Here is a 23,082-nt window from a genome sequence, read left to right as displayed (position 1 = left end):
GTCCTTACTGCTGCTCTGCTGACACCGATTCCAACCAAGCTATCAAATCCTCTTGACTGGTAAAATCTAGCAAAATTTCTCCTAAATCATCCAATTGTTCGGTAGATAGCTGCTGGATGCGAGTTTGAATTTCTGGCGACATCTCACCAGTACGTCGCACAAGTAAACGCATAATTAATTCTATTTGCCCCTCAATTCTACCTTCTCGACGACCTTTAATCACAGCACCACGTTGGTCTTCAAAAAACATTTCCCGTTTTTCTAATGCTTGTAATTCCTGAAGGTTTAAATTTGACCTGTTAGCGATGTTAAAAGCTGTTTGCATTTCGGGTACTGATGCAAATTTCTCCGGTATTTCCTCCAGATCGGGAGCATTTTTGATAAAATAAGCCCAACTTTGAATCAAACCTTCAACTTCTTCTAATTTTTTATTGAACTTGGGGAGTTCCAGGAAAAACAACTCTATTTCTCTGTAATATTCGATGTTTTCTTCAACTTCTTTAAAGACAAAATGAGTGAGAAATTTCTCGGTGTTTTCAAACAGGATGAAATCGGTAATTGTTAAGGCAATCAAGGGATTTAATTTTGAGTAGCCTTCTCTCGGCTTGAGTTGAGTTGCGTAGGTTTTAGCTGCATTATAGATGACGCGTTTGGTAAAAGCTTCTACATTAATTACCTGCATTTCGATAATGACAGTTTTGTTGCCTGTAATTTTGGCTTTGACATCCAGGTAAGTGTCTTTTAAACCAGTAATTGTCGGTGCGGCGTAGGGATCGATGATTTCTAAGTCTTGAATGGTCGGCTCTGCGTTGTAGAGCATGGCATTCAGGAAGCTAATCAACACTTCTTTGTGCTGGGGCGATGCAAAGATTTTTTTGAAACCAAAATCTGTCTTAGGATTGATGAAATTCATAATTGGTAATTAGTAAATGGTGTTTAATTGTGGTAATTATATCACAAAAGTCCTTCCATTTCTAAGTCTTCAATTATCTGCAATCCCCGCGGGTCGCCGACTCGCAATAGCGAAGATTTAGCATCTTCCCGCACGCCCATGTCTTCATCTTCTTCTAAAGCTTCAATTAGACCATCGATCGCCCCAGCGTACACTATATTATTCGGCAATTCGCGTGCCAGTTGCCCGATCGCCCAAGCGGAATTACTTCGCACAGCAGACACAGCATCCCGCCGCAGCGCTTCAATCAACGGCGGAATCGCCGCAATCACCACATAGTAACCAACTTTTGCCATTTGACCCAGAGAGCTCGCCGCCCACAAACGCACCGCCGAAATATCAGTTTTCAGAGCATCAATTAAAGATGGCAAAGCGCGGTGGTCGTTGCAATTTCCCAAGGCCCAAACTACCCCTTTGCGAACGTAACCGTTCCAGTCGCGGTTAAGCTGAAAAATCAGCGGTTCCACAGCATCGGGACTCGGATTTCGCCCCAAAGCATAAGCCGCGCTGACTCGCACCAAGGGGCAACCGTCTCTCAATAAATTAATTAAATGCGAAATTGCTCGATCGTCCTGTAGTTCGCAAAAAGCCCGCGCCGCAATCATCCGGTGCTGAGGTTCCGGGGATTCCAGCAAAGGCAGCATTTCCTCGGGATCTGGCAGCGGGGGTTCGGATTCGTCAAATTGATCCAAAGGGCTTTCCAGTTCCGTATCAGTATCAAGGGCGTTGGAGTAGTCGTTATTGTTCATAAAAAAACTTTACCGTACAGAGGATGCTCCTCAGCAACTCAGACAACGGTCAACAGCAAGTAGGATAATACCAATAAAAGTATTCCGAGGGAGGAGTGAAGTCCTCATGTGGTTCATAGTGAGGACTTCACTCCTCCATAAAGTTCGCAGTCAAGACTTAAGTCCCCATAAAGTCACGAAGTTTTCAGCTTCTTTATGTATCAGGACTGCTTTGTCCTTACTATAAACCGTACCTTTTATTTTTCAAAGGGATTTGAGCATCGAGAGGGAATGACTTTGATAGCCTAATTTTTTATAGAGATTCACCGCAGGCTGATTGCTCAGAAATACTTGCAAACCAATTTGCCGATCGCCCCTTTCCCGCGCCCAGTTTTCAGCATGAATAACTAAAGCTGCACCGATCCCCAGACGGCGGTGTTCCGGTGCTACGTAGAGCAAAAAAATGTGAGCGTGGCGGGTTCCTGTGATTTGGTCGATCGCATTTCCCAACCACAAACATCCCACAACCGATGTCAGATTTTGGACTTGAGATTGGGGATTGAGATGCTGCGAGGGAAGCACCGGCAAAATTTCTGCCTCTTCCTGGCTGTTTTTCTGGCACTCTACCCACCAAACCGGCGTCTGGTTAGAAAAATACTGCTCGACAGTTTGAGCCAAATGTCCCAATTCCCCATCCGGGTAAAGCTCTCGGTATGTCCGGTGCATAAACTTTACCAGTTTTGCTCGATCGAGTCCCGATCCCGATCGCAGCCAGTAACCCGGTATCAGTTGAGCAGACATCAGCTCAGCGGACACGGAGAGCGGCATCATTTAGCCCCAAGAAAATTGGATTCACTACTGCCGCTTGCTTTTGGGGGATCGCTTCCTCAATCGGTGCCGGGGCAGCCATGTCACCAGGCAAAAAGATGCGAGCACTGACTGCTACCAGAGCCGCGAAAAATACTAATACCGCTATCAATGGAGCAATGTATTGACGAATAATACCCATAACCGCAAAAACTTAATTCTTGAGTTGATATTATCAAGTGTACCATACAAATCTTGTCAGCTATAATGGCTGCCATTGGAAAATTAGCTCAAGAAGAGAGCGATCGCAAATACCAACAAACAGAAAATATAATATTATGAGTGCCTCGCCTGCTGTTTATGAAGCTCTAGCTAAGTCAATTGTTTTTTTGAATCAAAAGCCGAGCGCGCAAAATGAAGTTTCGACTTTCCTAGATACTAATGGCTACTATATCGATCGCATATTCGACGACCCAGAAACAAACTTTTATGCGATCGGGTTCGGTTCATCCAATCCCGAAAACCCGCCCGCCCTCGTATTTAAAGGTACAGACTTCATCGACGGCGACGCTATCTTTTCCGACTCGCGGGACATAGGTTTACCTGAATTTGAAAAGAACAAAGATAATATCAGAAATTGGCTCACAGAAATCGGTCAAAATACTGGTAAAAACCCCAGCAAATTATTGCCAGATGTCATCGGGCACAGTTGGGGCGGAGCAGTCGCTCAAATTGTAGCAACCGAATACACATCTCTGACCGGCGATATCTTTACTTTCAACTCTCCGGGAGTGTCAGCGAGTACATTCACCAGTTTTCGGAGAAATCTCGGCAGAGTCGGCAACAAAAATGTCACTCACTACATTGTCACCGGAGATTTCGTCACCTTGTTTGGTGAAGCATTTATCCCGGGAAAAGTATTTATCCAAAGTTTTACCGATCCGAGTATTAATCCCTTAACTGTTTTGGCAAAACATCGAACTGAAAATTTGTTAACTACTCCGCCCGTGGGTTTTTTGCAGAGGCAAATTTCCGTAGAACAATTAAACAGTCCTGAATTTACTTATAACAACGATTCAGATTTTAACGAGTTTATCGGTGCGATGAATTTTGCCCTGCCCAATGTGTCAGTAGCGATCAGAAGCAGAGGCGGTGCAGAGAGTGTGAGAACAGCACCAGAATTTTCGTTTGTGCAGTTGATCAGACAAATGCAGTACGGCTTAGCTCCATTACAGCCGAATTATTTATCAGGGGACGATCGCAACAATACTGCTACTGGCGGCCCTGGAGAGGATACAGTTATCGGCAATCGCGGTAACGATACTCTCAGAGGCAATCGAGGTAATGACAGCATCATCGGTGGTGATGGCGACGATTTCTTGTACGGCGGCAGAGATAACGATTATTTGGAGGGTGGCGACGGAAATGATTTGGTTTCCGGCGAGTTGGGCAACGATTTTTTAATTGGTGGTGCGGGGCGCGATCGCTTTGTATTGGAATCCGGCGGCGGAGCAGATGTAATTTTAGATTTTCAAGATAGTCAAGATTTAATTGTACTGTCGCGCGGTCTAACTTTTCCTCAAGTTACAGTAACCCAAGGTGTTGACGGAGCTTTAATTAGTATCCCGATTACTGGGGAAATTCTTGCTACTCTCAGAGGCGTAGTTGCCAGCGATATTACTCGGGTAGATTTTGTATAGCTTTAGGGCGAGCAAAATTTGTATTTGTGGTGGCGCGAAACCGACATTGGTTTTGTAGCGAGATGGTTTTTTTGTGTTAAAAACTATCAATCAATTTGCCCCTAAAAAGCCAATAAAAATGACCAATTAATATGGTCACTAAACGAAGTTTATAGTAAACTTAGTTAAGTAGCTTAAAAACTAATTCCCCATCAAACGACAGGAAATAAAAAAATATGCCCTCCTCCCCCGCCGCTTACGAAACTATAGCCAAGCAAATTGTTTACATAGATGACCAGCCCCAGTTTCAAACTTTAGTTCAAACAGGTTTGCTCGCTGCTGGCTACCAAATCGATCGCACCTTTGACGATCCCGGAACTGGATTTCACGCGATCGGCTTAATTTCCACCACCCGAGACAAACCGCCAGTTTTGGTAGTTCGCGGCACCGACTCGCCCGTAGACGATATTGCCAACGCAGACAAGCGCGGCGCAGGTTTCAACCAATTTGAAGCCAACAAACAAGCATTAGGAAATTGGCTGACACAAATCAGTCAAGATACAGTAAAAAACCCCAACCGCTTGCCACCAGACCTTCTCGGACACAGCTTAGGCGGCGCCATAACGCAACTAGCCGCCACCGAATTTACATCTACTATCGGAGATGTTGTCACCTTCAATTCTCCCGGAGTTGCTCAGAGTACAGTTAATACATTCAAGCAGAAAGTCGGCGCCGGAAAAAATGTAACTCACTACATAGCTAGCGGCGATTTTGTGAGTCTGGGAGGAGAAGCTTTTCTACCGGGAAAAGTAGTTCTTCAAACATTTACTAACCCGATCATCAACCCGCTACTTGTCTTGGAGAAGCACACCCAAAGCAGTTTGTTAACTTCTCCTCCTCCCGGCTTGACTCAGACAGAAATCTCTGTAGACCAGTTGAACCGCCCTGATTTCACTTTCACAGATTCCGATTATTTAGAACTGTTAGCTGGCTTAGACTTTGCACTGCCAACCTTAGCAACATCGCTGGAATCGCGCAGCAGTTTAGAACAATTAAGAACCGCTCCGGGAAGCTCATTTTTAACAAACGTTGTCGCAATGCAAACTGCTCTCGATGTCTCCCAAATTAATAATTTAGTAGGCGACGATGCCAACAATACAGCATCAGGTTTTGCAGGGGACGATATTATCACTGGCAATGGGGGAAATGACACTCTCAGCGGCAACAAAGGCAACGATATTATCAGCGGTGGCAGTGGCAACGACCTGGTATTAGGCGGCAAAGGGGATGACAACTTGAACGGTGGAGAAGGAGACGATACACTCATTGGCGGAGTGGGTGCGGATCTCTTAATTGGTGGCGCTGGACGCGACGTATTGGTGTTAGGAGCAGGTGCCGGTACAGATACACTTGTAGACTTTCAAAATGGTCAAGATTTAATCGGTTTGAGCGGAGGTTTGACCTTCAACCAAGTGAGAGTTACTGCAGGCGATTTTATAACGACGATTGAACTGGCCCGTAATGGCGAAGTTCTTGCCAGTATTCCTGGCATTCCAAGTAGTCCGCTAACAGCTAGTGATTTTATTGCGATTTAGTTGGCGGCTGGCAATACAGATATTCGGTAGGGACACAACAATGTTGTGTCCTTATTTTATCTTAATGAACGCAAGCGCACATAATTTCTACTCATTCCATGATTGGAAACATCAATATTCCTCCAAGGGCGGGTTCACCGAAATCTCGAAAAAAAAGTGCAGACATTGGTAAACCAGACCCGCCGGAACCTGATAATTATAGCGACCGGACTTGATATTAATCGAAATCGTCAAGTCCCGGTCTGGGCATGGATGCCAATTTTTTCTCATCTTCTAGGGGCAGAAAGAAAATGGTCAGCATACCGGGAATCACAGCGAGTGCGCTCATCAAGAAATAATTTTGATAGCCGAGGTTCGCCTGCAAGTAGCCGCTAAAAACGCCCGGAATCAGCACTCCTGCCGCCATAAAAGCCGTTGTAATTGCATAGTGAGATGCTTCGTATTCAGGGCGGACAGTTCGCATCAAGAACACTGTATAGGCAGCTACGCCAAGTCCGTAAGTAAATTGCTCGATCGAATTTACAGCATAAGCCCATTCAATCCCCGGTTGATTGATTGCCAACAGCCAATACAGCACGTTAGTCGAATTTTGCAGAATAGCCGTCGGCCACATCCATTTTTTCAATCCTTGTTTTGCAATTAAATAGCCGCCGAGTAACCCTCCTATTAACAGAAATATTACCCCGATCGTACCCGATAACAGACCCATGTCCGATGTAGAAACTGCTAATCCTCCTTTCTCCACTTTATCCATTAAAAATGGCGGAGCCATTTTAAACGTCAAGGCATCGCCTAACCTAAAAATTAAGACATAAGTAACAATCCAACCAATTTTATCTTGCTGGAAATAAGTTTTAAATGCTTCGATAAAGCTGGTTGTTTGTTGGGGGGTGTCGGATTCCAGATCGTAATTTCGAGGATAGGGAAGATACCACCGCTGAAAGAGATATATCAGCACAAACATAATCGCACAAATGCCAAAGGCTGTCGCCCATCCGTAGTTAAGCGCAGACACGCTAAAATCCGAACCGAAAAGTGACAGTGGAATGTTTTGATAGATTTTGGTGTCGCCTGTATTTCCGGTGACTAAATGCTGTTCTGCCAGTTTCCCGGCTAAGAAAACCAAGATACCGCTACCGGCAATGACAGCACCTCTATAAGCCGTGTTGCGAACCCCGACAAACAAGGCTTGCTGGTCTTTATTGAGAGTGTTTAAATAAAATCCGTCAATGGCGATGTCGTGGGTAGCTGACACAAAGGCGATCGCCGTAAAGATAACAAGCGATATAATAATCGGTGCCGGCGTTAATACGCCAAAAGCTAGGAAAGCAAACAGAAAAGCACAAATGATTTCGGTTGTTAAAATCCATTTGCGTTTGGTAGAATACAAATCAACTACCGGGCCCCACAAACCTTTTAAAACCCAAGGAAAAGACAAAAGACTTGTCAACCCGATGAGCTCGTTGCTGGTTCCCAAACCTTTCAAAAAAATCACCGACATTAAATTAACGACGGTGTAAGGGAGACCTTGAGCGAAGTATAATACTGATACCCACAATCCAGCGTTATGCTTTTTTTCCATTGCAGAGATATTTTACCTAGTTACTTATTTGATTTACTGAGTGCGATCGACAATTCCGGTCAATTCAAGCCCTGGCATCACAGTATATGCCATTCCGATGCCAGCGGCAGCCATATAAATAGTGCATTTTAGCATCATTCAGACTCACAAATATTTTCATTTTTGGAATAAGCCTGCAAAAGATGTTCTCCGTTAAAACTTAAATCTTGCACCATTGTCAAGAACAGGCAAGATGCCTGTTCCACAAAGAGTGTATTTCTTGTGGAACAGGCATCTTGCCTGTTCCTAAACAAGTAATTGACAATGGTGCAATATCTCAGTTAAAATGAATGAGGTAAGCGCGAACATTCTTTTCCCAGTCAGAAGTGTCATAAGTTCGCAGCAGTTCCAAAGCACTTTCTTCTATCTGATATGCAGTTTTTGGACTATTCACCGGACATTCGGGACTGTCAGGATTAACAACAATTAAACCTGCATCTAGAAACTGATGCACAGTCTGGCGACGCACAGTTTCCCGCGTATTTGGTGCATATTTTTTACTGTACTCCTGATCCATAAATTCCATAATTGGCGTGATTCCCAAAAGTGGAGATTTCGCCGATTCCCAAGCATCCTTTGGCTTGAGGTCAAGCAAAGCCAGAAGAGTTAAGGCGGAACGTTCGTTAAGCTGACCTTTTGGAAAACCCAGCGCTGCAAGTATTTCTAGAGATTCATCAATACGGTTCTTGATTGTCATCGGGCTATTTTCTAACGGATTGGTCGCCTTCAGCAGTTGTCTCTCTACAAGTTGATCAATCTCCCGCTGTGTAGGAAATATTTCTCCTATTTGAGCGCCAAGTAAAAGTAATTGCTCTAGATTAGGATACTTCAAATTGCGTAAATCCGTAGCATTAACTTGAGTGTGTCCGTTGAACAGTCGGAAAAACGCATCTACCAAGCTCGAATTTAGATAAACGGCCAATCCCCGCGCCAGGGTGAGGTCTAATCCGCGTCCCTGTTGGTGAAAGTAATTCAAATGGTTCTCAAAACCCACGCTAGAACTATTAATTTTATTGGCATCCCAGACAACTGCAACAATTCGCTTTTTCTCTTCCTTTGAGGAGAAGCGCTTGCTCAAAACATAATGTTCGTTAGGTACGAGGAGTGCAGCAGTTTTTTCCGTGACAGCTAAAGCTTGATGCTTTCTCGTGGCTGTGGGATATTCAACACCGCCAGCCGAGAAGTGTGCGGGATAAATCAGCGGAACTGTACCGTTTTCAGGTTTTAGTCGCAAGTCAGAGCGAACACGAAAATCTACAACTTTTCCGGTAGAAACTGTCAAGCCTAATTCCTCTAGGGTGCAAGTAAATTGAGCCATTTGCTCCACTACTTTCTGGCTGACAGAATCCGGTAAAATCCGAATAAATTGCTCGGAATCTTGGGGATTAATTAGGGCGGTATAGGGAAGTTGGTGAGACAAAACGAGGTCGTCGCCCACGCTGCTGCTTGAGGTAATTAGTACAGTATCTGGCTGTTCTATTTGTTTGGTGGCGCGCACAATAATAGTTTCTTGCAGCACCGCATCATCGCGAAATGGCAACTGTCGGGATTCAAAGATATGTACTTGGCGTAAAGCCATCATTTGAAGGAATACTTTGCGGAAATCTCGAAAGTATAAACCGTTGCAACAACTGCGGGGAGTAATCGACACTAATTCACCGTTTGGTTTGAGCAGGTGAGCAGCAGCAACTGTGAACCCAGCGTAGAGATTGCTGGTTTCTAGTCCTATAGAACGCAGCAAGGTTCGGGCTTGGGATTTTGCGTCTATCTTGGCATAGGGAGGATTGATAATTGCATGGGTAAATTCCCGTTTTACTGGTTGTGTAAATAGATTGGGGTGCAACATATCGGCGCTGTCTTGAATAAAATCTATTTCGCGAACCTCACAGGTAAAAGATATCCCAAAACGCTGACATTCTATACTGCACAATTCTAAAGTTTGCTTGAGGTATTCAATCAAAATAAGGTCAATTTCATAAGCTGTAACGTGCAGGCTACGCGGTCTGTTTGGGCGCTGGCAAAGTTCGCAAACAACGGCTGCTAACAGCGAACCAATTCCTGCGCCGGCATCTAAAAGCGATATATCGGGACAGTTAAATTCAAACATTCCCGCCATCAAACTTGCGACAGAGGAAGGTGTTAAAAATTGTCCTTTTTCTCCTCTCTGGCTTTGCTGCAACTTTCGGGTTGCTTCTTGACGCCAGCTATCTACTCGATCGAGTAAATTACTGTCATGCGGCAGGGCTAGGGTTTGAAAGTGAGGTGCTATCATTTTTTGAGAAAAGTGCGATCGCGAGTTCAGTTTATTTTCGCCCAAAATTTCACCGATGTGCAAAAATGTCAAGCGCACTAGAAAATATATAACTTATCCAAAACTATGTTGACTGTTCGTATAGTTAGATCGGGAGGTAGCTAACGATGACACAAACTCAAACCAAGCGTTATGATTTTACTTAAGTATCTAGGCCTAAATCATGACAACTATCAACTGGAATGAAGTTTTAGATAGTATTTCAGAGAATGCAGAAGAGCCAGAAGTCGAAGATCGATTTGTCAAACGCCTTCTAAATGGACTTGGCTTCACATCTGATGAGTGGGTACAACAGTTTAAAACAGGGAAGGGTCCTGCGGATTTTGCTGCTCGCAAGAATCACGATGAAGATAAATTTTCAGTGGCTAAAATTAACCCATACTTAATCATTGAAGTTAAAGGGAGAGTATCAGGAAAGGCAATCATGAACTTAGCAGAAGGTACTCCCACGTACAAAAAAGCTAAAGAACAGATAACAGGTTATCTTCTTGCTCCTAAGTGCCAAACATCTCAATGGGGTATGATCACTAACTCAACAGATATCCAGCTATTCCGTAAACATGGTAAAATCGTATTGCCTGCTACTGACTGCATGAGGATCACCAAAGATAATATCATTGAGATTATTACTAGAATTAAGAAATTGCTGGACAACCCACCCAAAGCTTTAACAATTTGCCTCTATAATGATAAGGGAGGTGTGGGAAAAACTACAACTACAATCAACTTGGCGGCAATTCTTCGACAACAGCAGAAGAAAGTGCTTGTTGTTGACTTCGATCCACAACAAGGAGATTTAACAGATTCATTAGGCTTACAGGAGGGCAAAGTCAAACTATCTGATTGCCTGGTTGATGGATCATTGAATGTTAAAGAAACTATTCAACCATTTAATCTAAAGAATAAAGCAGGTCAATTAGTTAAGATGTTTGATGTAATCCCATCTGATTCAGGGTTGTCGAAGTTCATGAGTTATGAGTATGAAGCAAAAATTGAAAAAGGTTCAGAACAACTGCGAGATTTACTTAATATTTTTGTTGGTAATTATGATTACATATTAATTGATGCGCCTACAAATTGGACTTTTTTTAGTAAAAGCTCTGTAAGAGCTTCCGATGTAATCCTCATGCCAACAGAACACAATAACTTTTCATCTTTAAAAAATGCTGCTAAAGTGATTAAAGAATTCTTGCCTGAAGTTAAGAAGCTTAGGCAGGACGGTGGCCCTATTGCCTTGCCGATATTTTTCAATAAATACAAAGAAACAGAGGCTTCCAAGAAAAAATTAAGTGTAGAAATCAAAGCAATTCTTACAATTAAAAAAGGTGACAATTATTTTCTAGATCCTAATTTGTTACCCTATTATTGGCCTAAATCTACAAAAACGGTGATTGACCCAACTATATTCACTGTTCCCGAATATGAAGTTGTTTCAAGTGCAGCTTTTTCTCGAAGACCCGCGGTTTTTCAACACAAAAAAGCCGCTGAATATTACTTAAAATTAGCGAAGGAGTATTTTTTGTATGAGTAATTCTGAGAACATCGGTAAGTTAATGCACTTGAAGTTATCTAAAATTGAGTCAGCAGAACCCTGCTCTGAGTCAGAGTTTATCATTGCCGGAGCCGCGGAAGCCGTCTTGCAAGCAGGTAATCGCAATTGGATTCCGATTATCGTTAAAGAAACAGGCGACTATCAGTATCAAGTTGTGAGCAATCACTTTGTCTATGCTGTAGCTCAACAAGCCAAATTAGATTTAGTATGGTGTATTGTCATTGACCCAAAACCATCAAATATTGAACAAGCGAAGATTCTAGCGCGAGAAGCAAATCCCCAAGTCAATCTGAGTACAGCATCAAAAGATACTATTATAGCTGTACTTAAATACTTAGTTAAAGAGCATAATTGGAAGAATGTAAAACCCGTTGAAACGGCCAATAAAATTGTAGATTCTAACCGCGATCAATGGTCAGATTTCACCCCACTGACTAAGTTACAATGTGGTTTGACTAAGGCGAGATTAGATTTTATTGCTAAAGTATTTTCTATATCACCGCCGCCGCCGCCGCCTCCTCCTCCTCAAGCAGTCAGCGTGAAACGTGCATCTAGAGATGAAATTTTCGACCGTCTGAATTACTTATCAACCAATAAAATAGGAGGCTTTGAAACTATCGATCCTGAAAAAACAGCCGATGCTATCTTCACCGCGAATAAAGGCAAGTGGAAAACCCTCAGTCCAATTTCCAAACTTGAATGCGGCATTGATACAGCCAAAATGAAAATCATTAAAACCGTATTTAGCCTGTAAAACTATGTTAAGTGGTGTAGCGGATTCAATTTACTTGCTCAACCGCTATATTGAAAGATCGGAAAATATCGCCCATTTTGCCAAGGTCAATTTTAATCTCATTCTCGACTCTCCCAGCGGTATTACTCAACTATTTACCGATCTGCCCAATTAATGTACCCTTGTGCGAAAATGTCAAGCGGACGCTCAAACCAAAAGTCCGTAAAGGACTGTTAAACGCTCTCTCACACACTTCTCATGCGAAAGACCAAAACATTCTTTTTGTCAAGCTTGTTCCTGATTGGCTTAACAATTAGTTTTCTGCTGACTCCTGGTTGGTTATCAAACTGGTTCCCAAACCGCGCTAACGCAACTATGCCCCCACAAACCCAAACTGCCGAATTTCGCGCCTTCTGGGTGGACGCCTTCAACCCCGGCTTCAAAACCCCTCAAGAAGTCACAAAATTGATCGCAGACGCACAGCGGGCAAATGCCAACGCGATCGTCGCCCAAGTCCGCCGCCGTGGCGATGCTTTTTACACGAGTGCGATCGAACCCCGCACCCTCGATCCCAACGTTCCGGCGGGTTTCGATCCACTGCAAGATTTGATTGACAAAGCCCACGCCGCAGGCATTGAAGTACACGCTTGGATGGTGACGCTGCCGGTGGTTTCCGGTAGCAAACTTCCCGCCGGTCACGTTTGGCAACAACACGGGCCTTCGGCCCCAGGAAATGACAATTGGGCTATGCTCACTTCGAGTGGCGAATCACCCGGTTTCCTCGATCCCGGCCATCCAGACGCCGTAGATTATACTGTTTCCGTCTATTTGGACTTGATCAAGCGCTACGATGTGGACGGCGTACAGTTGGATTATGTGCGCTACGGCGGGCCGACTTGGGGCTACAATCCGACTGCGATCGCCCGTTTCAATCAGCAAACAGGTCGATCGGGCAAACCCGCACCCACCGATCCCGCCTGGATGCAGTGGCGGCGCGATCAGGTGACAAATTTAGTGCGGAAGCTTTATGTAGAAAGCCTTGCGATTAAACCGCGTGTTAAAATTACCGCCGCCACGATCGCCTGGGGAGACGGCCCGAAAAACGATGCAGCTTGGTATCAAACACAGCCCTACAAAGAAGTATTGCAAGATTGGCGCGCTTGGCTGGAAGAAGGGATCGTAGACATGGCGATGCCGATGACTTACCAGCGCGAGTACAAACGATCGCAAAAACTCGCTTACGACAACTGGATCGAGTACGCCAAAGACCACCAGTACAACCGCCAAATTGCGATCGGCCCCGGCAATTACCTCAACTACATCGAAGACACTCTAGGCCAGATTCGTCGCGCCGAACAGCCTTCTGCGAAAGGGAATCACGTAGCGGGTACTGTGCTCTATTCCTACGCTAGCAGCAACGTGTACACGAATGTGGAACTGCGATCGGGCGGCAGCGGAGATTTGCCCCGCCAGCCTTGGAAATACGTTCCCCAAAGCAACGATGTGTTTTACACCGCGCTTTCGCAGCCGAGTCAATACGTTGATGCTGCGACGGGTAAAACCTATGAAACTCAGCCTGTGTGGGCGACAGCAGCAGCCGTTCCCGATATGCCTTGGAAGTCGCGGCCGACTACAGGTGCGATCGCCGGAAATTTGCAGCGGTGCGCTCAAACTTGCGACGGTGCGAACTTGACATTGCAGTCGATCGATGCTGCAGGTCAGGTGCGTCAACTGCGCGCCGATGGTAAAGGATGGTTTGGGGCGATCGAGCTTTCTCCGGGAACTTATCAGTTGAAAGTTGGCGGGAGTCAAATTCAACAAACAGTTAATGTTGTCGCCGGTGAAGTCACCAAAATCAATTTCGGAGCATCTTAATCACTTTTTAGGGTGCGCCGAGGTGGGCTATTGCGATCGACTTACAGCGTATCCCGGGTTTATAGAAGCCATTTAGGATCTTTTTTTTGTCTCACAAGCCTTTGAGGTATCTAGGTTGTATCTGGTTTGATGCCGGTTAGCTTAAAGTCCTGACTCTGGTATTAAATCCTCTAGTAAAACCATCCCCTCAAAACCATATATAGCAATCCTAAATGAGTCGTAAATTTTTTACCCCACCCAACCTTCCCCGAACCTGCGGGGAGGGAGTAAGAAATTTACAAATGATTTAGGATTGCTATAGTTCGCTCAAGAAGATATCAAATGGGTTCTATAAAGTTTCTAAGATTTCTGACTTAGGGAATCTTACTTTTGCGAGTGAAGCATACTTATCTGCTTCAGAGCGATAGCCAGCCGCACAAGCTACGACGGTAGTAAAGCCTTTTGCAGAAAGACCCAACAGGCGATCGTAATTGACAGGTTCAATTCCTTCCATTGGACAGGTGTCAACACCAAGCAATGCAGCACTGGTCATAAAGTTGCCCAGTGCAATATAAGTTTGGTGCGTTGACCATTGATTGATATTAAAACTGCGGGCACCATCCACCAAGTCACTGACGATTAGATTCCGATATCCTGCCATTGCCTCTACTGTCCCGCCCCGCAGCTCGGCAGTGCGAGCTATAAAGCGATCGACATCCTCGGCAGTGAGATTCTTTTTAATCGCGAACACGACATAATGAGAGCAATCAGTAACCTGTGACTGATTCCAGGAGAGGGGCTTGAGCTGTTCTTTAAGTTCCGAGCTGGTAATAATCAGAAATTTCCAAGGTTGAAGCCCATAAGAAGATGGTGTTAACACTAACGCATCTTCTAAAGCTGTCCAGATTTCTGGAGCAATTGTTTTGGCTGGATCGAACTGTTTGGTGGCATATCGCCATTTGAGATTTTCAAGTAAGTCTGTCGTAGTGATGTGATTCATTTCTTTTACTTAAGAGATTGCAATTAATCATGGTTGAAACGGATAATTACAGGCTGGTTGCAAATAATCCTGGTTCAAATGAAATGATAACGGAAGCGGTCTGCAAAAAGTAGCGAGCAGGTCGATTTTATCCCCCCACAGACTAATTTTTAGCTAATTCCTAATCGCTTTCTAGAATGCTTGCGAGCAAAGCTTGCTGAGCGTGCATCCGATTTTCTGCCTGATCCCAAACGCGCGATTGACTGCCTTCAATCACTGCATCGGTAATCTCTTCGTCCCGGTGTGCGGGCAAACAGTGCAATACAATTGCATTCTTATCTGCTAACTTCAGCAATTGTTCATTTACCTGATATGGTTCAAACAAAGGAATCCTGATTTTTGCTTCCTCTTCCTGTCCCATACTCGCCCAAACATCAGTATAAATCACTTGAGCATTCTTCGCAGCAGCTTCCGCATCAGCAGTCACAATAACTTCTGTTTTTCCCTGAGCAATTGTCTTAGCTTTTTCCACAATCTCAGAATTTGGTTTGAAATCTTCGGGACAAGCAATTCTGACATTTATCCCGGTCATTGCACAGCCCAAGATCAGCGAATTTGCCATGTTGTTACCGTCGCCAAAATAAGTCAGGGTCAATCCTTCTAGCTTACCAAAACACTCTTTTACTGTCATCAAATCCGCCAGCACTTGACATGGGTGTTCGTCATCTGTCAGCGCATTAATCACAGGAATTTTCGCATAATTGGCAAAAGTTGCTAAATCCTTTTGCTCGAACGTCCGAATCGCCAAAATGTCTAAATATCTGTCTAAAACCCTGGCTGTATCTACCAAAGGTTCACCGCGGCTGACTTGTGTAACGTTGGGATTGAGGTCAATCACTTGCCCTCCCAATTTATACATTGCTACCGTAAAACTTACCCGCGTTCGCGTTGAAGCTTTGGAAAATAACAAGCCGAGAACTTTATTGCGTTTCAGCTTGACCATTCCCGATTTTAAACTGGCTGCTAGATCCAGCAAATAATTTAATTCGTCAATGCTTAAATCTGCCAGACTTAATAAATCTCGCCCTTTTAATGAGTCCATGCTTTCCCCACACAAATTTTTAACTGTGTATTAAATTTTAGCCCTAAGAGGCGGGCTATTTGTGTCAACTTGCGGGCAATTGCTCGATCGCGCGATCGATCGAATCGCAACCTTGTTCAACCGTTTCTACCACAGCCAACACGCCCCGCAATTCCCCAGCGCCGGGGAAACCCTTAGCATACCAGGTTAAGTGCTTGCGCGCTTGGCAGACACCGCTTTCACCTTTATATTCCCACAAAGCCCGCAAATGTTCTTTAGCACATTCGAGACGTTCAATTGGTGTCGGAGCTATCTTTTCCACACCTGTTTTCAAGAAATAATCGACTTCTCCCACCAAAAAAGGATAGCCCAAAGTTCCCCGCGAACACATCACTCCATCGGCGCCGGTTTCTTCCAGACATCGCATCGCTGCTTCCACTGAAAAAATATCCCCGTTAGCAATAACTGGAATCGATAAAACTTCTTTAACTCGGCGAATCCACTCCCATTTTGCCGGGCCGGTGTAACCTTGCGATCGAGTGCGGCCGTGCACGGTAATCATTTTTGCTCCCGCATCTTCCATCCGCTTGGCAAATTCCAAAATATTAATTTCTTTGTCAGTCCAACCAATCCTAGTTTTAACCGTGACAGGAACATCTACCGCTTCCACAACAGCCCGCACAATTGCCTCGGCCGTTTCCGGATCTCGCAGCAGGGAAGAACCGCCACCGTTTTTAGTAATTTTGTTAACCGGACAGCCCATATTAATATCAACAGTATCCGCTCCTTCTGCCACTGCTTTCTGCGCCGCCTCTGCCAAGAAATCCGGCCGGCAGTCAAACAATTGAATGCTAATCGGGCGCTCGTTCGGGTCAACTTCCATAATTCTCGGCAGTTGCTTCACGTAGTGCAAACCCGTAGCGTTCACCATTTCCGTGTACATCATCGAATCCGGCGCGTAGCGGCGCACCAGGCGGCGAAATACCAAATCGGTAACGCCGGATAAGGGTGATTGCAGGACACGACTTTTAACTTCAAAATCGCCGATTTTGAGCGGAGTTGCTAACCTTTCTTTTAATTCGGGAGATAGAGCAAGCATAGTCGATCGCACTTTAATTATAATATCTGTATATTATACTACACTTCAGATAGTTTACAGTTGTTGATTATATTTTTAGCCGATTATTGAGTGGCAGCTAAAAGTATATTTAACCTCACATCTTGCACCACTCTCAATTACTTGTTTAGGAACAGGCTTTTCGGCCTGTGAAGCGAGAAAACTCATTCTTTGTGGAACGGGCCGGAGAGCCCGTTCTTGACAATGGTGCAAGATGTCAGTTTAACCTGACCGCAATGCCTATTTTACACATCCCGATCGCCCGAATTTGAATATTGTGAAACCCGAACTCAAACGCCAACGCCGACCACAGTTAAATCTCTGTGCCTCTTCGCTCTATCTATGGGGTGTGGCCATTAATCAGGTATCTACCTACTAAGAGTGTTGCCCAAGTCATATTTTTCTTTTTTAATTCTACCGAATGCTCTGGCTGCCGAATGCTCCGGCTGCCTTCAGACGATTAATGCTTAAATTTATTGGGATTCTGCAAAAGCCGTACATCAGATCGTTTTAAACTACAATTGGTTGATTCCTGACGACGCCGATCGAACATTAAAAAAATTGTAGAGAATTCCTATGGACGCCGCAGCACTCTGGCAACGCTATCAAGACTGGCTTTACTATCACGAGGGATTGGGACTTTACCTCGATATCAGCCGCATGGGATTCGACGACGCTTTCGCAGCAGCACTGAAGCCCAAATTTGACAAAGCTTTCAAAGACATGGCAGCTTTAGAAGCAGGTGCGATCGCCAATCCCGACGAACACCGCATGGTGGGCCACTACTGGCTGCGAAACCCTGATTTAGCTCCAACTCCAGAATTAAAACAAGAAATAGTCGAAGGCATAGCACAAGTCGAAGCATTTGTCAAGAAAGTTCAAAACCGCGATATTAAACCGCCCTTTGCTCCGCAATTTACCGACATAATTTCGATCGGCATCGGCGGTTCCGCCCTCGGCCCCCAATTTGTCTCCGAAGCTTTATCCCCAGACATTCCGCCCCTAGCAATACATTTTATCGACAACACAGATCCTGCCGGGATCGATCGCATCCTTAACAAAATCAAAGACAAACTCGCCAGCACCCTAGTAATTACTATCTCCAAATCCGGCGGCACCCCCGAACCCCGCAACGGCATGATCGAAGTTCAAAAAGCCTTCGCCGCCGAAAAACTGGATTTTGCCAAACAAGCAATTGCCATCACCGGAGTTGACAGCCAACTAGACAAATTAGCCAAATCCGAAGGCTGGATTACCACTTTTCCAATGGCAGATTGGGTGGGAGGACGCACTTCCGAATTGTCAGCAGTCGGACTTTTGCCAGCAGCTTTGCAAGCCATCGACATTCGGGCGATGCTCGATGGTGCTAAAGTCATGGACGAAGCTACCAGAACCACCGAAATCAAACATAATCCCGCCGCCTTGTTAGCAATGTCCTGGTATTTTGCTTGCAACGGACGTGGCGAAAAAGATATGGTAGTTTTGCCGTATAAAGATTCACTGCTATTGTTCAGCCGCTACTTGCAGCAATTAGTCATGGAATCGATCGGCAAACAGGAAGATTTAGACGGCAACACAGTTCATCAAGGAATCGCAGTTTACGGCAACAAAGGCACCACCGACCAACACGCCTACGTCCAGCAACTGCGAGACGGCGTGGCGAATTTCTTCCTAACATTTATCGAAGTTTTGCAAGACAGGCAAGGCATTTCCCCAGAAGTAGAAACAGGCGTCACTTCAGGAGATTATTTGTCGGGTTTGTTGCAGGGAACTCGACAAGCTTTGTACGAAAATCACCGAGATTCGATTACTGTCACCATTTCCCAAGTCAACCCTCGGACAGTAGGAGCATTAATCGCCCTCTACGAAAGAGCAGTAGGTTTTTACGGTTCCTTAGTGAATGTCAATGCCTATCACCAACCGGGCGTCGAAGCAGGCAAAAAAGCAGCCGCTGCTGTATTGGATTTGCAGCAACGGGTACTGCAAGTGCTCAAAGACGCTGACAAACCTCTGTCTGTAGCAGAACTAGCAAAAAAAGCAGGAAGACCAGAGCAAATCGAGACAATTTACAAAACTCTGCGGCATTTGGCAGCCAACGGGCGCGGCGTAGCTTTGGAGGGCAAATTAGGGCAACCGGCTACTTTAACTGCAACTTATAAGGAATACCCTGAAAACCCCGTGACTTCAGTCCGGGGATGAAAGGGCGTTGCAGGATAAATCCTGCCTGTTCTCTTTACCTCAGTCATGAACCCAAAATCCAATCTTTTTAATTCAAAAAACTTCCTTAAAAAGCTTTGGACAAAACGGGACAGTATGGTAAACTGAAACAGTCAGGGTTAAACTCCCTTGCCCGAAGTGAAACAGGACATGAGACACACTTTTAGGCATAAACTGGGGGACAAAGTGCGGCGAAAACACTATAAACAGTCGAAACCGAAAATGTAGGTTTCAATCCAGCAAATAAACTTTTTCACTGGGAATTGTTAAGTAGGGTAGGGCATACCCAAACTCTAGGGAAATATCCTAGTACGCTTTTGGAGATAGACCCGCTGGGATGCTTCTGAATTAGGCTCGTCAATTGGTGGTATCCCCACGGTTGAAAGGTTTAAGTATTGCCGTAAGGACAGAACATTTTAAGGTCAGTCGCTGAATTAAGAATCCCCTCGGCTTCAGCCAGGGGAGTGTCAACAAGAGAATTAAACAGTAGAATTAAACATTAAAAGTGAAATTAGTCACTTTTAATGTTTAATTTTTAATTCCCCCATGCCATTAACGATTCTGGTTGCTGACGACGATTTCGCGACTCGCTTGTCAATTACCGATTATCTAGAAATTACCGGCTACTCTGTAATCGCTGCTGAGAACGGCAAAGAAGCTTTAGGCTTGGTAGATGAATTTCAGCCTCACTTGATTGTTACCGACATTACAATGCCTGAGATGGATGGCTACGAATTCGTGCGGCGAGTTCGGACTCGTCCCTCTTTCCGCTTACTGCCGGTGATTTTTTTGACGGAACGCACGAGCACACAGGAACGGATTCGCGGCTATCAGATGGGGTGCGACAATTATCTGGCTAAACCTTTTGAAATCCAGGAATTGGCGGCGGTTATTCGCTCTTTGCTCGATCGCTACGCTCTAATCGCTCAGGCACCCTCTCGTACCCCGGAACCCGAACCGACGCCCACAGAGGCACCCAGCAGAGCCAATGGCAAGCCAGAAGCGGATTTTTTAAATCACAAGTCAAACACAGGCGATTCCCTACGGGATAGCTCCGCTTCACGGGCATCTCCCAGCCAAAATGCTCCGACTTTGACTCAGCGAGAGCGACAAGTGCTAGATTTGCTGACAGAAGGTCTTTCTAATATTCAAATAGGCTCCACACTCCACCTCAGCCCTCGAACGATCGAAAAGCACGTCAGCAGCTTGTTCAGAAAAACTGAAAGCAACAACCGAGCAGAACTCGTTCGCTTTGCGATGGAACACCATTTAGTCAGATAACCGCCAACGCTCTGGGCAAGAAAATTACCTGCACTTACCACGCTGAATAAATAACATCATGGTCAACAATTACTTAAAAAATCAGAAAATTCTATATGCTGCAGCATTAGCAGCTTCTATAATTTTCTGTATGGCCATGACCTCCATGGGAATCACCAAGTATTACAGCGTTTTACAGGGTGGAGAAAACTATAACGATTTCCCTACCAGCGGTTTCAGTCTCATCCGACTTATAATTAACGGTTCCTACTTGATAGCAACAGTTACATATATTATCTGGTTAATTCAAAAAAAACAGACAAGTTCCAGCTTTCTAGACATTTGTAAGTATGCAATCCCCTTTCTGGGACTTGCGCTCATAGCTTATCCTCAAAGCAGTGACATTTATATGTACTTGCATTACGGAGCGATGAGCTTACAAAAAATCAATCCTTATTTGAATAATCCTGATACCTTAATTTCTAACGTATCTCCCTTCCTCCACTGGGGGCAAACTTCTACCTACGGCCCCGTTTCTTTATTATTTTTTGCCCTATCAGCACTTGGTGGATCAATTAGCCCTTTACTAGCAGTTTATATTTTTAAAATCATCTGCGTGTTGGTACACACGCTCAATGGCTACTTAATTTGGCGGTTGCTAATAAATTCTGAAAACCGTAACCTCATAACACTGGCATATTTAGTCAATCCCATGCTATTGAACGAGCAAATAGCTAATGCTCACCTTGACGTTCTTCTTGCCAATACATTGATCGTTTTAATAGGATGTATTTATTACCAACGTTATGTTTTGGCAATTTTGGCAATTTGGGTAGGTTTTTTAGTAAAAACCTTACCTATAATTTGGCTACCATTAGTTTTTGCTTTCCTCTGCAAGCAGCGTCGGTGGAGAGATTTAGCAGCATCAGTCTTGCTTTCTTTATTAATTATCGCGGTGATAACTTATACATTTCTGCCAACAGTTTCAGCTTGGAGAAGTCTTTTAAATCCGGGAACCGCCGGGGCAACCGCTCGATCTTTTCACCATGGAATCAATTTATTTCTGAATTTTTTGCCCAATGTAAGTGTTGAAACTAGGGAAAGTATTCTATCATTCCTCAAATATTTTGCGTATTTAAGTTGGATTGTTTACTATACAGGGACGTTAATTAAATCATTATTCCGCAAACAAGATTCGGAAATTAATTTGGTATCAGATATTGGATGGACGACTCTGACTTTGTTTTTGTTTGCTACACCTTGGCTAATGCCTTGGTATCCATCTATTTTGTTGCCAATTGCTGCTTTGAGTATCAATTCTCCCCATTTTGTATTGACAAGTTTAACTTTTTCTTTGTCGCCCAGTCTCATTTTAGGAGCGGGATCGGGAACAACTGTGATCTCCCTAGTTACGAGTTTTGTTAGCGTTGTCCCCCCTACAGCATTGCTAATATTCGGGCGGAAAAAGGCACTTTTTTAATTTAAATTGATTGCTGACCGCCAACTGTTAATTTTTCCTGACTGACAACGTACTCCAACAAACCCTCGGAAGCATCCAGCAGCAAATCAATTACTCGATCAAATCCCTCCGGGCCACCGTAGTAAGGATCTGGCACTTCTTTAAGGTCGTATTTCTGGCAAAAATCGCACATCAGGCGCACTTTATCTTTATACTTTCCAGCCGCATCCAGGGCAAGAATATTGCGATAATTGTCCCGATCCATCGCCAGAATCAAATCAAAATTTTCAAAATCTTTCCTGGTAAATTGGCGGGCTTCGCCTAACAATTCAATGTCTCGCTTCCTCGCCGCCAATGCCATCCGCCTGTCAGGGGGGCTGCCAATGTGATAGCTAGCAGTTCCGGCCGAATCGCAGGTGATGCGATCGCTCAAACCAGCTTGTTCAATTAAGTGATTCATAATATTTTCTGCTGAGGGCGATCGGCAGATATTTCCGAGGCAGACAAACAATAATTTAGTCATTAGTTAGTAGTTATTAGTTATTAGTTATTAGTTATTAGTTATTAGTTATTAGTCAGTCAACAGTCAACAGTGCTAATTTGTAGGGTGCGTCGCTTTCAGAGTCAATCTGCAAGTTCCATCGAACATGGAGCAGCGACGCACCTTACTATAGCGGTTTTCCAGAAAGTTTAATCAGTCAACAGTCAACAGTCAACAATTGACAATTGACTGATAACTAATGACTAATGACTAACCGAAACCAGGGAGATTTAGTCCACCGGTGAGTTCTTCCATTTTCTCCCGCATCGTCATCGTAGACTTAGCGTAAGCATCCTGCATCGCCACCGTGACGAGTTCAGAAACCACATCAGCACCTTCACCGAGGGCATCCGGTGAGATTTCCACGCGGCGGGGTTCTTGGTTGCCGCTGAGAAAAACCTTGACCAAGCCACCGCCGGCAGTTCCCTCAATTTCCATGACATCCAACTCTTCTTGGAGCTTTTTAGCTCCTTCTTGAACCTGCTGAGCTTTTTTGAAAGCTTCAGTCAGTTCTTTCATTTTTCCCAGGCCGAAGCCAAATCCTTGTCCTGATTTTGTCATAACTACTTTGTGATGGTGTGTGGGCTGGCAGTCTG

At 44.5% G+C, this 23,082-nt stretch carries 19 protein-coding genes; 9 read left to right on the top strand and 10 right to left on the bottom strand.

Annotation, left to right across the window (positions count from 1 at the left end; translation table 11 throughout):
- Nucleotides 1–4 precede the first annotated feature (4 nt).
- The 3 genes from QUA43_RS19670 to QUA43_RS19660 all read right to left on the bottom strand — a co-directional run bounded on the left by QUA43_RS19670 (nucleotide 5) and on the right by QUA43_RS19660 (nucleotide 2,481).
- On the bottom strand, nucleotides 5–913 hold the full coding sequence (locus QUA43_RS19670) for an Rpn family recombination-promoting nuclease/putative transposase (RefSeq protein WP_333375986.1): 909 nt from the start codon (nucleotides 911–913) through the stop codon (nucleotides 5–7).
- A gap of 41 nt (nucleotides 914–954) precedes the next feature.
- The gene (locus QUA43_RS19665; RefSeq protein WP_333375985.1) at nucleotides 955–1,701 is read right to left on the bottom strand and encodes a HEAT repeat domain-containing protein; all 747 of its coding nucleotides are present in this window, start codon (nucleotides 1,699–1,701) and stop codon (nucleotides 955–957) included.
- A 243-nt stretch (nucleotides 1,702–1,944) separates the two neighbouring features.
- On the bottom strand, nucleotides 1,945–2,481 hold the full coding sequence (locus QUA43_RS19660; protein ID WP_333375984.1) for a GNAT family N-acetyltransferase: 537 nt from the start codon (nucleotides 2,479–2,481) through the stop codon (nucleotides 1,945–1,947).
- A 344-nt stretch (nucleotides 2,482–2,825) separates the two neighbouring features.
- On the opposite strand from QUA43_RS19660, the gene QUA43_RS19650 reads away from it, so the two are divergent.
- Entirely contained in the window at nucleotides 2,826–4,187 is a 1,362-nt protein-coding gene (locus QUA43_RS19650; protein WP_333375983.1) for a calcium-binding protein, read from the top strand.
- A gap of 215 nt (nucleotides 4,188–4,402) precedes the next feature.
- A complete protein-coding gene (locus QUA43_RS19645) occupies nucleotides 4,403–5,761 on the top strand; it encodes a calcium-binding protein (RefSeq protein WP_333375982.1) in 1,359 nt (452 codons plus the stop codon).
- 217 nt (nucleotides 5,762–5,978) lie between these two features.
- Here the strand turns inward: QUA43_RS19645 and QUA43_RS19640 are convergent, their stop codons facing one another.
- The gene (locus QUA43_RS19640) at nucleotides 5,979–7,343 is read right to left on the bottom strand and encodes an MFS transporter (protein WP_333375981.1); all 1,365 of its coding nucleotides are present in this window, start codon (nucleotides 7,341–7,343) and stop codon (nucleotides 5,979–5,981) included.
- Between the two features lie 316 nt (nucleotides 7,344–7,659).
- On the bottom strand, nucleotides 7,660–9,654 hold the full coding sequence (locus QUA43_RS19635; RefSeq protein ID WP_333375980.1) for an Eco57I restriction-modification methylase domain-containing protein: 1,995 nt from the start codon (nucleotides 9,652–9,654) through the stop codon (nucleotides 7,660–7,662).
- Nucleotides 9,655–9,856: 202 nt separating this feature from the next.
- On the opposite strand from QUA43_RS19635, the gene QUA43_RS19630 reads away from it, so the two are divergent.
- From QUA43_RS19630 to QUA43_RS19615, 4 genes are all read left to right on the top strand, one after another.
- The gene (locus tag QUA43_RS19630; protein WP_333375979.1) at nucleotides 9,857–11,224 is read left to right on the top strand and encodes an AAA family ATPase; all 1,368 of its coding nucleotides are present in this window, start codon (nucleotides 9,857–9,859) and stop codon (nucleotides 11,222–11,224) included.
- Nucleotides 11,217–11,999 (top strand): hypothetical protein, encoded by a 783-nt coding sequence (locus QUA43_RS19625; protein ID WP_333375978.1) that lies wholly within the window; start codon nucleotides 11,217–11,219, stop codon nucleotides 11,997–11,999. Before QUA43_RS19630 ends, QUA43_RS19625 begins: the two co-directional genes overlap by 8 nt.
- A 4-nt stretch (nucleotides 12,000–12,003) precedes the next feature.
- Nucleotides 12,004–12,153 carry an alpha-E domain-containing protein gene (locus tag QUA43_RS19620; RefSeq protein ID WP_445301984.1) on the top strand — a complete coding sequence of 50 codons (150 nt, stop codon included), beginning with the start codon at nucleotides 12,004–12,006 and terminating at the stop codon, nucleotides 12,151–12,153.
- Nucleotides 12,154–12,353: 200 nt separating this feature from the next.
- Nucleotides 12,354–13,853 carry a family 10 glycosylhydrolase gene (locus tag QUA43_RS19615; protein ID WP_333375977.1) on the top strand — a complete coding sequence of 500 codons (1,500 nt, stop codon included), beginning with the start codon at nucleotides 12,354–12,356 and terminating at the stop codon, nucleotides 13,851–13,853.
- Nucleotides 13,854–14,181: 328 nt separating this feature from the next.
- On the opposite strand, the gene QUA43_RS19610 is transcribed toward QUA43_RS19615, so the two are convergent.
- The 3 genes from QUA43_RS19610 to dusB form a co-directional block, all read right to left on the bottom strand.
- Nucleotides 14,182–14,832, bottom strand: coding sequence for an NAD(P)H-dependent oxidoreductase (locus QUA43_RS19610; protein WP_333375976.1), 651 nt, complete (start codon nucleotides 14,830–14,832; stop codon nucleotides 14,182–14,184).
- Between the two features lie 160 nt (nucleotides 14,833–14,992).
- Entirely contained in the window at nucleotides 14,993–15,913 is a 921-nt protein-coding gene (gene argF, locus QUA43_RS19605; protein WP_333375975.1) for an ornithine carbamoyltransferase, read from the bottom strand.
- Between the two features lie 64 nt (nucleotides 15,914–15,977).
- Complete coding sequence (dusB, locus tag QUA43_RS19600; RefSeq protein ID WP_333375974.1) at nucleotides 15,978–16,991, bottom strand: tRNA dihydrouridine synthase DusB; 1,014 nt, start codon at nucleotides 16,989–16,991, stop codon at nucleotides 15,978–15,980.
- A gap of 594 nt (nucleotides 16,992–17,585) precedes the next feature.
- Between dusB and QUA43_RS19595 the strand changes: the two genes are divergently transcribed.
- From QUA43_RS19595 to QUA43_RS19585, 3 genes are all read left to right on the top strand, one after another.
- Nucleotides 17,586–19,208: a glucose-6-phosphate isomerase gene (locus QUA43_RS19595; RefSeq protein WP_333375973.1), complete on the top strand. Its 1,623-nt coding sequence runs from the start codon at nucleotides 17,586–17,588 to the stop codon at nucleotides 19,206–19,208.
- Nucleotides 19,209–19,772: 564 nt separating this feature from the next.
- A complete protein-coding gene (locus tag QUA43_RS19590; RefSeq protein WP_333375972.1) occupies nucleotides 19,773–20,507 on the top strand; it encodes a response regulator transcription factor in 735 nt (244 codons plus the stop codon).
- A gap of 58 nt (nucleotides 20,508–20,565) precedes the next feature.
- Nucleotides 20,566–21,966 (top strand): hypothetical protein, encoded by a 1,401-nt coding sequence (locus tag QUA43_RS19585; protein ID WP_333375971.1) that lies wholly within the window; start codon nucleotides 20,566–20,568, stop codon nucleotides 21,964–21,966.
- A gap of 1 nt (nucleotide 21,967) precedes the next feature.
- Here QUA43_RS19585 and QUA43_RS19580 read toward each other — a convergent pair whose 3' ends face one another.
- Both QUA43_RS19580 and QUA43_RS19575 read right to left on the bottom strand, forming a co-directional pair.
- Nucleotides 21,968–22,468 (bottom strand): low molecular weight protein-tyrosine-phosphatase, encoded by a 501-nt coding sequence (locus QUA43_RS19580; RefSeq protein WP_333375970.1) that lies wholly within the window; start codon nucleotides 22,466–22,468, stop codon nucleotides 21,968–21,970.
- A gap of 228 nt (nucleotides 22,469–22,696) precedes the next feature.
- Nucleotides 22,697–23,047, bottom strand: coding sequence for a YbaB/EbfC family nucleoid-associated protein (locus tag QUA43_RS19575; protein WP_006634273.1), 351 nt, complete (start codon nucleotides 23,045–23,047; stop codon nucleotides 22,697–22,699).
- Between the last annotated feature and the right edge of the window lie 35 nt (nucleotides 23,048–23,082).

The sequence above is a fragment of the Microcoleus sp. N9_B4 genome (assembly GCF_036701635.1).
In the GTDB taxonomy this organism is placed as follows: Bacteria; Cyanobacteriota; Cyanobacteriia; order Cyanobacteriales; family Microcoleaceae; genus Microcoleus.
Note: the sequence above shows the minus strand (reverse complement) of the source record. Positions and strands in the feature narration are given on the sequence as shown.

Coding starts and splice junctions, on each gene's coding strand:
- QUA43_RS19615 (WP_333375977.1), top strand. CDS start 12,354: ATGCCCCCACAAACCCAAACTGCCGAATTTCGCGCCTTCTGGGTGGAC.
- QUA43_RS19630 (WP_333375979.1), top strand. CDS start 9,857: ATGACAACTATCAACTGGAATGAAGTTTTAGATAGTATTTCAGAGAAT.
- QUA43_RS19610 (WP_333375976.1), bottom strand. CDS start 14,832: ATGAATCACATCACTACGACAGACTTACTTGAAAATCTCAAATGGCGA.
- QUA43_RS19640 (WP_333375981.1), bottom strand. CDS start 7,343: ATGGAAAAAAAGCATAACGCTGGATTGTGGGTATCAGTATTATACTTC.
- QUA43_RS19625 (WP_333375978.1), top strand. CDS start 11,217: ATGAGTAATTCTGAGAACATCGGTAAGTTAATGCACTTGAAGTTATCT.
- QUA43_RS19575 (WP_006634273.1), bottom strand. CDS start 23,047: ATGACAAAATCAGGACAAGGATTTGGCTTCGGCCTGGGAAAAATGAAA.
- QUA43_RS19590 (WP_333375972.1), top strand. CDS start 19,773: ATGCCATTAACGATTCTGGTTGCTGACGACGATTTCGCGACTCGCTTG.
- QUA43_RS19585 (WP_333375971.1), top strand. CDS start 20,566: ATGGTCAACAATTACTTAAAAAATCAGAAAATTCTATATGCTGCAGCA.
- QUA43_RS19660 (WP_333375984.1), bottom strand. CDS start 2,481: ATGTCTGCTCAACTGATACCGGGTTACTGGCTGCGATCGGGATCGGGA.
- QUA43_RS19665 (WP_333375985.1), bottom strand. CDS start 1,701: ATGAACAATAACGACTACTCCAACGCCCTTGATACTGATACGGAACTG.
- QUA43_RS19580 (WP_333375970.1), bottom strand. CDS start 22,468: ATGACTAAATTATTGTTTGTCTGCCTCGGAAATATCTGCCGATCGCCC.
- QUA43_RS19670 (WP_333375986.1), bottom strand. CDS start 913: ATGAATTTCATCAATCCTAAGACAGATTTTGGTTTCAAAAAAATCTTT.
- QUA43_RS19645 (WP_333375982.1), top strand. CDS start 4,403: ATGCCCTCCTCCCCCGCCGCTTACGAAACTATAGCCAAGCAAATTGTT.
- QUA43_RS19595 (WP_333375973.1), top strand. CDS start 17,586: ATGGACGCCGCAGCACTCTGGCAACGCTATCAAGACTGGCTTTACTAT.
- dusB (WP_333375974.1), bottom strand. CDS start 16,991: ATGCTTGCTCTATCTCCCGAATTAAAAGAAAGGTTAGCAACTCCGCTC.
- QUA43_RS19620 (WP_445301984.1), top strand. CDS start 12,004: ATGTTAAGTGGTGTAGCGGATTCAATTTACTTGCTCAACCGCTATATT.
- QUA43_RS19650 (WP_333375983.1), top strand. CDS start 2,826: ATGAGTGCCTCGCCTGCTGTTTATGAAGCTCTAGCTAAGTCAATTGTT.
- argF (WP_333375975.1), bottom strand. CDS start 15,913: ATGGACTCATTAAAAGGGCGAGATTTATTAAGTCTGGCAGATTTAAGC.
- QUA43_RS19635 (WP_333375980.1), bottom strand. CDS start 9,654: ATGATAGCACCTCACTTTCAAACCCTAGCCCTGCCGCATGACAGTAAT.